Below are 9,514 nucleotides of genomic sequence, written 5' to 3'. Positions count from 1 at the left end.
GGTGCGCATTCTACAGAGTTTCTAAACCCTGTCAAGCAATTTCGAAATCGTTTTTAGGAAAACCAAAAAAACAACCACAAAACCACCTGCGCAGTGCCAGCTCGAATCTCTTCAAACCAACACCCCCCTCCACATCACCAAACCCTCTCAGACACTTCTTTTTTTCTGAGAACGTTTCCGCCTGCAGCGAAAGAGCTGCGCAGTATAAACACCCACAGAAAAACGTCAACACTTTTACAGAAACAGGTAGGAGCACTTTTGTAGGAGCGTGTAGAGAGCACATAGTCTATCCAGACTTGTAGCACGTGATCTGTCCGGTTTCATTGCCCGCCCAAGAGGTGGCGATGAGACGGACAGAATTGCTACAGGAGATCCGGGCGATACGGTTCGAAGAGGCGTATTCAGCCTGGCAAGGGGGCGGTTGCGTCAGGAGGAAGCAGCGCGGTTGCTGGGGGTGTGCGAGCGGACGTTTCGGCGCTACATCGACCGATACGAGGCGTCGGAACTGGAAGGCTTGATCGACCGTCGCCTGGCCCAGGTGTCACACCGTCATGCGCTGGAAGATAAGGTGATGGCGCTGTGCGAGCGGTACCAGTGCCGGCACATGGGCTGGAGCGCGAAGCACTTCTACGCCTGGTATTGGCGTGAGAGCGGCGCTCGCAGCTACAGCTGGGTGAAGAGTCAACTGCAGGAAGGCGGGCTGATCAAGAAGGTGCCGGGCCGGGACAAGCACAGGAAGAAGCGCGAGCGCTCGCCATGGCCGGGAATGATGCTGCATCAGGATGGCACTAGAAGCGGGAGAAGACCCAACACTCAGATAGAGCGTGGATCAAAAGCATCACGTACAACATCGGCAAACACATTGGCAGCAAGCACCAGGCCAAACATGAAGATAAACGCAGCGATGAGACTCCACCACACCATCGGCTCGCGCGCCAACTCCATCCGGGCTGCATTGATCATGGTGCCAAAGCTGACAGTACCAGGGTCCACACCGATTCCCACATAGGACAGCACTGCCTCCGCCAATACCAGACCTGAAAAATCCATCACCAGGGCAATCAAGACCAGATGCATCAGGTTGGGCAGAATGTGCCGGGAGAGGATAACCGGTGTGCTTGCTCCGAAGGCCTGGGCAGCTTGAACGTACTCCAGTTCTCGCAGTTTCAGTGTTTCGCCCCGCAGAAGCCGGCACAATCCCGTCCAGCTAGTCATCCCAAGAATGAGACAGAGAGAGAGAAGTCGTGCATCGGCCCGATCCGCCGCCGTCTCGAACCATTCGGGATGTGTGTCGATCAGAACTTGCATCATCAGTACCGCTGCCGCAATCAGCAGAACACCAGGAATGGAATTGAGCACGGTGTAGGTGTACTGGATCGCATCGTCCACCCAGCCTCCCAGATAGCCGGCCAAGATACCCAGAACCACCGCCAGGGGAAGCGTAACGAGGGTCGTCAGAGTACCGATGACCAGCGCGGTCCGGATGCTCTTGAGGGTCAGGAAAAGAACATCCTGACCAACCTTGTCGGTGCCAAAGACATGATATGCAGTGGCCAGACTGGCCACTGGACCGGCCACCACCATGACAGCGGCCAAGGTCAGCAGCACAGCGCGCCAGGCCAATCCGCCGCGCCCCCGCCAAACGGCCCGCCAAGCAGGCCCGAAGGGCACCCCCCGGTGGCGAGCGACGCACACGACCAGCAGGGCTGCCAGCAGCAACCAGCCCAGGCCGGCCAAGGCAAGACCGATGCCGACCCGACCCAACACATCTCCGGAATGATCCGCCTCCGGATACTGCAGATGGTCACCTCCGAACTTCAGACGAGGGAAATCCCTCGCCTGAACACCATCGGGCCGCTCCACGGTCTGCTGGGCAAACAGTTGATAAGCCAAGGGCGCCGAGTAGGTTTTTTCGACTTGATTGCGCAGGGGAGCGGCCAGTGCGTCCAGAGCACTGCGCACCTCCGAGGAAAGAGGACGCGTCTCAGCACCTACCCCCAACTCCGCAGTGGCCGGCAAGCGCTCCCGGTAATGCAGGCTGTCCAGAAATCCTACACATAGAAAGAGACTCAGCAGGGTCAGAGCACTCATGCCCACCGCACTCTGCCCCACCCTTCTCCAGGCTGACCGCATGGGTTCGTTGCGACGGGCGTTCCAGGCAGCAAAAACCGTACAGGCCAGCAGGCCAAACAACAGCAGATCTGTCCATAACAGAACCGGTTGAATCTCAGCCATCACTCCAACCTCACCCGTGGATCAACCAACGTGTAGGACAGGTCAGTCAGGATGAGGCCCGCAATATAGAGCAGCGAACCGATGAAAACCATCACCCGCACCACCGGGAAATCCTGGGCATTGATCGCATCAATCGTATAACTTCCCAAGCCGGGGATGCCAAAAAAGGACTCCGTGATCAGACTTCCCATGAAGAGGGAGGGGATCACCACCACCACGCCAGTCAGGATCGGGATCATGCCGTTCTTGAGAACATGCCGGAACAGGGCCTGGAGTTCCGAGAGCCCTTTAGCCCGGGCCGTCCGCACATAGTCTCTGCCAGCCTCCTCCATGAAGATCGTCCGGTACCAGCGGGTACTGGCTCCAATACCTGCGACCACCCCGATCACCACAGGCAACACCAGAAAGCGTCCCGCATCCACTCCCTGACCATAACCGGAGATGGGCACCAGATGCAGGACCTTGGAAACCAGCCACTGCCCTCCGATGATGTAGAAGAGCCCTGAGATGGACATCATAGCCACGCACAGCACTACCCCCTGAAAATCCAGATAGGAACCGCGAAAGAAAACGAGCAGCAGGGCGAAGGATACCGTGACCAGCAAGCCGAGCACGAAGGTAGGTAGAGCAATCGCCAGGGAGGGCCCCATCCGGGTCCAGATTTCGTTGGCAATATCCCGACCATCATCCGCACGACCAAAGTCGAAAACAAACATCCGGAGGGACTTCTCGAAGAAGATGGTACGGCTTAAACGCTCCCCCCCTTCTGCCCCTGCATTGAAAAAGAGGGGTTTGTCGTAACCCCGCTCAAGCTTCCAGCGCTCAATGGCCTCAGGGGTAACCCGCTTGGCCCCCAACTGCATCCGGGCCATGTCGTCGGGAGTGTTCACCACAAAAAACAAGGCGAAGGTAAGGAGGTTCACCCCAAACAGAATCAGCGGCGCATAGAGCAACCGTCGGACGATGTACGCAAGCATGACTTTCTCCTACATGTGCCAGCGCCAATGACGAAGCCTCCAGTCCGTCAAAGGACGTTTGAAAACTCACCGCCTAGCTATGCTCCCCACCAAACCACGGACGGCCTCCTGCAGGTCAGCGGGTAGCACAACCACCTTGGCATTGTCGTGGGAGCCCAGACGCTCCATGGATGCAATGTATTTTTCCCCCAGCAGGAACATCATTGGGGCCGTCTCTGTTCCTACTGCAGCCGTTACCCGACGGATGGCCTCGGCGGACGCCTCAGCGAGCATCACCTGGGCATTGGCATCCCGCTTGGAGGCCTCCAGCCGTGCCTCGGCTTCCAGGATCGCAGCCTGCTTGGCGCCTTCGGCCCGAGTCACCACCGCCTTGCGCTCCCGCTCGGCAGAGGCCTGCTGCTCCATCGCCTTCTGCATGGACTCGGAAGGACGGATATCCTGAATCTCCACCGACTTCACCGTCAGCCCCCAGTCCACCGCTTCATCGGCGATGCTTTCACGCAGACGTGCCTTGATTTTGTCGCGGTTGGACAGGGCCTCGTCCAGTTCCATCTCGCCGATGATGGAGCGCAGAGTGGTCATGATCAGATTGCGGATGGCCTCGGAGAAATCCACGACCCCATACACCGCCTTGACTGGATCGGTCACCTTAACGAAGGCAATCGCGTTGGTCAGGATCACCGCATTGTCACGAGTGATGACTTCCTGCTCCTGCACGTCCAGGATGATGTCTTTGGTCACCAGTTTATAGGCCACCCTGTCCAGGTAGGGAATGATGATGTTGAGGCCTGGCCGGAGGGTTCCGTTGTACTTGCCCAGGCGCTCGACAATCCATTCCTCCCCTTGGGGCACGATGCGCACCCCCTTGGCAATGGTCACCACCACGAAAACCAGGATCGCCAGCACCACCACCATTGCGTCACTCATCGTCTTCTCCTCAGACCTTGCCCACCTTCAGAAAACTACCCTGCACCGCCAGCACACGAACCCGTTCCCCCGCCTGTATCGGTTCATCCACCACGCACTCCCACTCTTCCGAGCCCAACAACGGCTTCTGGAAGCGCACCCGACCACGGGCAAAGGGCGCTGCAGCCCGCGCCATCAGACCCACCTCACCGATGACCTCCCCATCGGATTGCCCGACCCGCGTCTTCTGTTCGCTGCTGCGGAAGATGCGGAACCACAGGACCACCATGGCCAGGGAGGACGCAATCCATAACAGGACCTGGAGTACCGGCTCTGCGGCGGGCGCCAGACCCAGCATGAGCCCCACCAGCAACGCACCGATCCCGAACCAGATCACAAAAAAAGCCGGGAGGACCAGTTCAGCCAGCACCAGAACCAGACCCAGCACAATCCAGTGCCACCATTCAGGAATCATCAGACGGTCTCCTTCTCCGACTATTGTGCGCCCTTCGGATGGCAGGCTCCAGATTTTGAGAACACGAGATCAGCGCAATGGCCGTCCTGATCTCGGCACACTGCAGCTGGATCCGTTCTAAAAGAAAGAGGCCGGAATGTCCGGCCTCTCGCAACATCAGACGACGTCGGCAGACGCCTGCAAAACTTACTCCTTGGTATGGGCGGCAAGCTTCAGCCAGGTATCCACCACCGTGTCAGGATTGAGAGAGATGGTCTGGATGCCCTCATCCATCAGCCACTCGGCGAAATCAGCGTGATCCGAAGGGCCCTGCCCGCAGATGCCCACATACTTGCCAAGCCTGTTGGCACTCTGAATCGCCATGGAGAGCAACTGCTTGACAGCCGGGTCACGCTCATCAAAGGCATGGGCTACGAGGCCGGAGTCCCGGTCGAGACCGAGGGTCAGCTGGGTCAAGTCATTCGAGCCGATGGAGAAACCATCGAAGTGCTCCAGGAACTGGTCCGCCAACAGGGCATTGGACGGGATCTCGCACATCATGATCAGCTTGAGATCGTTCTCGCCCTTTTTAAGACCATGCTTGGCAAGCAGGTCAACCACCCCGGCAGCCTCATCCACGTTCCGGACGAAGGGCACCATCAGCTGGACGTTGGTCAGACCCAGTTCGTTGCGCACCTTCTTCATGGCGGCACATTCCAGCTCGAAGCAGTCGCGGAAGCTGTGGGCAATGTAGCGGGATGCACCGCGGAAGCCCAGCATGGGGTTCTCTTCCTCCGGCTCGTAGATCTCGCCGCCCAGCAGCTTGCGGTACTCGTTGGACTTGAAGTCGGACAGGCGCACGATCACAGGCTTCGGGTAGAAGGCCGCAGCGATGGTGGCGACACCTTCCACCAGTTTCTCGATGAAAAACTGCTTGGGCGTGGAATAGCCACGGGAGCGACGGGTAATCTCGGCACGCAGGCTGGCAGGAACCTGGTTGATCTCCAGGATGGCCTTCGGGTGGATGCCGATCATGTTGTTGATCACGAACTCCAGGCGGGCCAGACCGACGCCGCCATTGGGGATCTGGGCGAACTCGAAAGCCAGCTCCGGGTTGCCCACGTTCATCATGATCTTGACCGGAATATCCGGCAGGTTCCCCATGTCGGTGGTCACCACCTCGAAGTCGAGCTTGCCGCGATACACGTAACCGGTGTCCCCCTCGGCACAGGACACGGTGACTTCGTCGTTCTCTTCCAGAACTTCGGTGGCATTGCCGCAGCCAACGATGGCGGGGATACCCAGCTCACGGGCGATGATCGCCGCGTGGCAGGTGCGGCCACCGCGGTTGGTGACGATGGCGGCAGCGCGCTTCATCACCGGCTCCCAGTTCGGGTCGGTCATGTCGGTGACGAGCACGTCGCCGGCCTTGACGCGATCCATCTCGGAGGCGTCCTTGACGACGCGGACCTGCCCGGCACCAATCTTCTGGCCGATCGCGCGGCCATGGGTGAGGGACTTACCGTACTGCTTGAGGCGGTACTTCTCCATCACATGCCCTGCCTGCTGGCTCTTCACCGTTTCCGGGCGGGCCTGCAGGATGTACAGTTTGCCGTCATCACCGCTCTTGCCCCACTCGATGTCCATCGGACGACCGTAGTGCTGCTCGATGACCATCGCGTAGCGGCCGAGCTCGAGTACGTCGGCATCGGTCAGCGAGTAAACATTGCGCTCGGCTTCGGACACATCAACAGTGCGGGTGGACTTGCCGGCTTCCTTCTTGTCGGCGAAGACCATCTTGATCAGTTTGGAGCCGAGGTTGCGACGGATCACGGCCGGCTTGCCCTGAGCCAGGGTGGCCTTGTGCACATAGAACTCGTCCGGGTTCACCGCACCCTGAACCACAGTCTCGCCGAGACCGTAGGAGGCGGTGATGAAGACCACGCCGTCGAAGCCGGATTCGGTGTCCATGGTGAACATCACGCCGGAGGCACCGATGTCGGAGCGCACCATGCGCTGCACGCCAGCTGACAGGGCGACTTCTGCGTGGGTAAAGCCCTTGTGCACGCGGTAGGCGATGGCACGGTCGTTGTACAGCGACGCGAACACTTCCTTGATGGCGTGGAGGATGTTCTCGTAGCCGTGGATGTTCAGGAAGGACTCCTGCTGCCCGGCGAAGGACGCGTCCGGCAAGTCCTCGGCGGTGGCGGAGGAACGCACGGCGAAGCTCCCTTCTCCTTCCGCGGTCAGCTGCTCGTAGGCTGCCTTGATCTCCGCTTCAAGCTCGGCTGGGAAAGGCGTCTCAACGATCCACTGGCGGATCTGCGCCCCCGTCTTGGCCAGGGCCACGACATCATCCACATCCAGGCTTTCCAGGGCGGCGCTGATGCGCTCGGCCAGCCCCTGATGGGACAGGAACTTGCGGTAAGCATCGGCGGTGGTGGCAAAACCACCCGGAACGCGGACGCTGGAGGGCAACTGGCTGATCATCTCGCCGAGGGAAGCATTCTTGCCACCGACCTGATCCACGTCGGACATGCGCAGTTCTTGGAAAGGAATGACGTTACGAGTCATGGAGTGTTTCCTGGAAGAAAGGGACAAATTAAAAGTGCAGAAATATTATTGATCTGAACGTATTGTAAGGGGTTTTGTTGCTGTGCCGCATGCAGGGTTTATCCTAACTCCCTAGAAGTGCGCGCGCAGTCAGGAGAATCCTGGGCACAGCCGGGTGGCAGCCTGGCGGAATTCCACGCGTCCTTCCAGAGGCTGCCGGACCAGAATGGGATAAGATGCGCAACCGGGCCCGCCAGGCCGGGCCGGCGACAACGTACTTTCCTGTTGGCACTTCCATGACCCAGACCCGCCCTGTCTTTTTCATTTCCGATGGCACAGGCATCACTGCCGAAACCCTCGGGCACAGTCTTCTGGCCCAGTTCCCGGAGACCCGCTTCCGTCACCATCGCCTGCCCTTCGTGGACTCCCCCGAAAAAGCCCGCGACTGCGCCTACAAGATCCAGGATGCCGCAGCGGAAAGCGGCATCCGCCCCATCGTCTTCAACACCCTGGTGGATCCCGCCGCCGTGGCAGCCCTGCGGGAAGTAGACGCGCTCTTCCTGGATCTGTTCGAGAAATTCATAGAGCCCCTGGAGAGTGAGTTGGGCCAGCGCTCGACCCACACGGCAGGCCGTTTCCATGGAATCGCCGACAGCCAGGACTACAAGCGCCGGATCGAAGCCATCAACTTCACCCTCGCCCACGACGATGGTGTTTCCAGCACGGATCTGGCCGAAGCGGATGTGATCCTGGTAGGTGTCTCCCGCTCCGGAAAGACGCCCACCAGTCTGTACCTGGCCATGCAGTTTGGCATCAAGGCGGCCAACTACCCCCTGATTCCCGAGGATTTCGAACGCAACAAGCTGCCTGGCGAACTGGCCCGCTACCGCCACAAACTCTTCGGCCTGACCATCGGCCCGGACCGCCTGTCCCAGATCCGTCAGGAGCGCCGCCCCAACAGCCGCTACGCCTCCATGGAAAACTGCCTTGCCGAGATTGAGGCAGCCCAGCGCATGATGAAGCGCGAAGGCATCAAATGGCTCGACTCTACCGCGAAGTCCATCGAAGAAATCTCCACAATCATCTTGCAGGAAGTACGTCTGGATCCGCCCTCTTACTGAGGTCCGGGGATCCCTGGACGCTCCGACCTGTCCAATTCCCATCAACAAGGAGAGCCCCGATGAAACGCAATCGACTCGGGCGCCGCGGCGGACTGCCGCGTGACGCCGAAAACCTCCTGTGGCTCGCCAATGGTCTTGCCGACTCCAACAGCCGTGCCGAGGACCACTTCTGGGACCTTCGCCTCGCCGACGCCGTGGATGGACTTCTGCGTGGCGAAGATGAGGACGCACTGACCACGGCCCTCGACCACCTGAGTGCAGCTACCTCAAGCATCCACGCCTACGATGAACTGGCTGACATGATCGAGTCCCGGGCCGAGGGAGCCCTTGAGTCGGGCGAAAACCACGACCTACTGCTGATCGCAGCCCCGGTGATGGCCTGGTCCCGCTACCGGATTCCTGCTGCGCCGATTTCCGCAGCCGTGATGGCCAACCTTAGGGTCCAGCTCAAGGCTCACATCCTGGCCAAGGACGTCAAACTGGCTCTGGCCGACTTCCTGTTCAGCCCGGATCAACTCCCCCAGGGTTACTGTGCAACTGCCGACTTCGCAACCCACCTCGGCCAGGCCGCCGAAAGCGATGCAGACCTGCACATCAAGACTGACAACCTGCCGGAAACTGCCCAGTTCCTGTCTGACAACCGCTACCTGCTGGGTGCTGTCGTCGTCCCCAAGGGTGCCCCCATCTTTCGCTGGCAGGAAGTGGACTGCAGTCGGGACCAGGCCCTCGAGCAATGGCGAGCCCAGGGAGGAGCCTGCTTCGCCCCGCTTCTGACCGGTTGCGCCTTTGAAGTGGTACTGCCCAACGCCTACTTCGCAGCCAGCCGGGAGGCCGACAAGGCCTCCCGGCCCTACTCGATCCAGGCATCCGTCGCCTTTCTGAGCACCACGCTGGACGCGCCAGCCACCGGCCTGCGTGCGGTGGTTGCACCGTTCTTCGAACGGCAGGTGGAGGAATACCGGATCGGCTTCACCCTGCGTGGGCAAAACGACGTGGTGCACGGCGTCGTCTGGCCCCTGCTCGGTGCGGAAGATGAAAGCAACGAAACCCAGGGCCAGATCGAAACCACCCTCCAGACCTGTGGCATCACTGACATCCAGGTGCTCGACAACGAATTCCCGATGGAATACTGCGACGACTGCGGCGCTCCCATGTATCCCTCGCCTGAAGGCGAGGCTGTTCATGCCGAACTGCCGGAAGAGCAAGCGGAGCAGATGCCCAAGCACCTCCACTGAGGAACCCGGGGCGCCCCTTGCACAGGCCCCCCA

General features: G+C 60.0%; 7 protein-coding genes and 1 pseudogene. 3 read left to right on the top strand and 5 right to left on the bottom strand.

The features are described 5' to 3' along the window. Positions 1-310: 310 nt before the first annotated feature. Positions 311-517, top strand: a pseudogene (locus tag PHD22_RS16900) (helix-turn-helix domain-containing protein); the annotation flags it as partial. A 296-nt stretch (positions 518-813) separates the two neighbouring features. Here PHD22_RS16900 and PHD22_RS04425 read toward each other — a convergent pair. The 5 genes from PHD22_RS04425 to ppsA form a co-directional block, all read right to left on the bottom strand. After that, the gene (locus PHD22_RS04425) at positions 814-2,235 is read right to left on the bottom strand and encodes an ABC transporter permease (RefSeq protein ID WP_299862846.1); all 1,422 of its coding nucleotides are present in this window, start codon (positions 2,233-2,235) and stop codon (positions 814-816) included. Beyond that, entirely contained in the window at positions 2,235-3,212 is a 978-nt protein-coding gene (locus PHD22_RS04420) for an ABC transporter permease (RefSeq protein WP_299862843.1), read from the bottom strand. The genes PHD22_RS04425 and PHD22_RS04420 overlap by 1 nt, the downstream gene beginning before the upstream one ends. A 66-nt stretch (positions 3,213-3,278) precedes the next feature. Further along, entirely contained in the window at positions 3,279-4,139 is an 861-nt protein-coding gene (locus PHD22_RS04415) for an SPFH domain-containing protein (RefSeq protein WP_299862841.1), read from the bottom strand. Between the two features lie 10 nt (positions 4,140-4,149). Next, positions 4,150-4,593: an NfeD family protein gene (locus tag PHD22_RS04410; RefSeq protein ID WP_299862838.1), complete on the bottom strand. Its 444-nt coding sequence runs from the start codon at positions 4,591-4,593 to the stop codon at positions 4,150-4,152. A 186-nt stretch (positions 4,594-4,779) separates the two neighbouring features. Then, positions 4,780-7,146 (bottom strand): phosphoenolpyruvate synthase, encoded by a 2,367-nt coding sequence (ppsA, locus tag PHD22_RS04405; RefSeq protein WP_299862836.1) that lies wholly within the window; start codon positions 7,144-7,146, stop codon positions 4,780-4,782. A 275-nt stretch (positions 7,147-7,421) separates the two neighbouring features. Here ppsA and PHD22_RS04400 point away from each other — a divergent pair, with 275 nt between their 5' ends. After that, positions 7,422-8,246 (top strand): pyruvate, water dikinase regulatory protein, encoded by an 825-nt coding sequence (locus PHD22_RS04400; protein ID WP_299862833.1) that lies wholly within the window; start codon positions 7,422-7,424, stop codon positions 8,244-8,246. Positions 8,247-8,305: 59 nt separating this feature from the next. Continuing rightward, complete coding sequence (locus PHD22_RS04395; RefSeq protein WP_299862830.1) at positions 8,306-9,481, top strand: DUF2863 family protein; 1,176 nt, start codon at positions 8,306-8,308, stop codon at positions 9,479-9,481. The last annotated feature ends 33 nt before the right edge of the window (positions 9,482-9,514 follow it).

Origin of the sequence: Zoogloea sp. (assembly GCF_028693495.1) — a bacterium.
Lineage (GTDB): Bacteria > Pseudomonadota > Gammaproteobacteria > Burkholderiales > Rhodocyclaceae > Zoogloea.
Note: the sequence above shows the minus strand (reverse complement) of the source record. Positions and strands in the feature narration are given on the sequence as shown.

What these genes read in the sequence shown, in the direction of transcription:
- PHD22_RS04425 (WP_299862846.1), bottom strand. Translation starts at nt 2,235, where the DNA reads ATGGCTGAGATTCAACCGGTTCTGTTATGGACAGATCTGCTGTTGTTT.
- PHD22_RS04420 (WP_299862843.1), bottom strand. Translation starts at nt 3,212, where the DNA reads ATGCTTGCGTACATCGTCCGACGGTTGCTCTATGCGCCGCTGATTCTG.
- PHD22_RS04415 (WP_299862841.1), bottom strand. Translation starts at nt 4,139, where the DNA reads ATGAGTGACGCAATGGTGGTGGTGCTGGCGATCCTGGTTTTCGTGGTG.
- PHD22_RS04410 (WP_299862838.1), bottom strand. Translation starts at nt 4,593, where the DNA reads ATGATTCCTGAATGGTGGCACTGGATTGTGCTGGGTCTGGTTCTGGTG.
- ppsA (WP_299862836.1), bottom strand. Translation starts at nt 7,146, where the DNA reads ATGACTCGTAACGTCATTCCTTTCCAAGAACTGCGCATGTCCGACGTG.
- PHD22_RS04400 (WP_299862833.1), top strand. Translation starts at nt 7,422, where the DNA reads ATGACCCAGACCCGCCCTGTCTTTTTCATTTCCGATGGCACAGGCATC.
- PHD22_RS04395 (WP_299862830.1), top strand. Translation starts at nt 8,306, where the DNA reads ATGAAACGCAATCGACTCGGGCGCCGCGGCGGACTGCCGCGTGACGCC.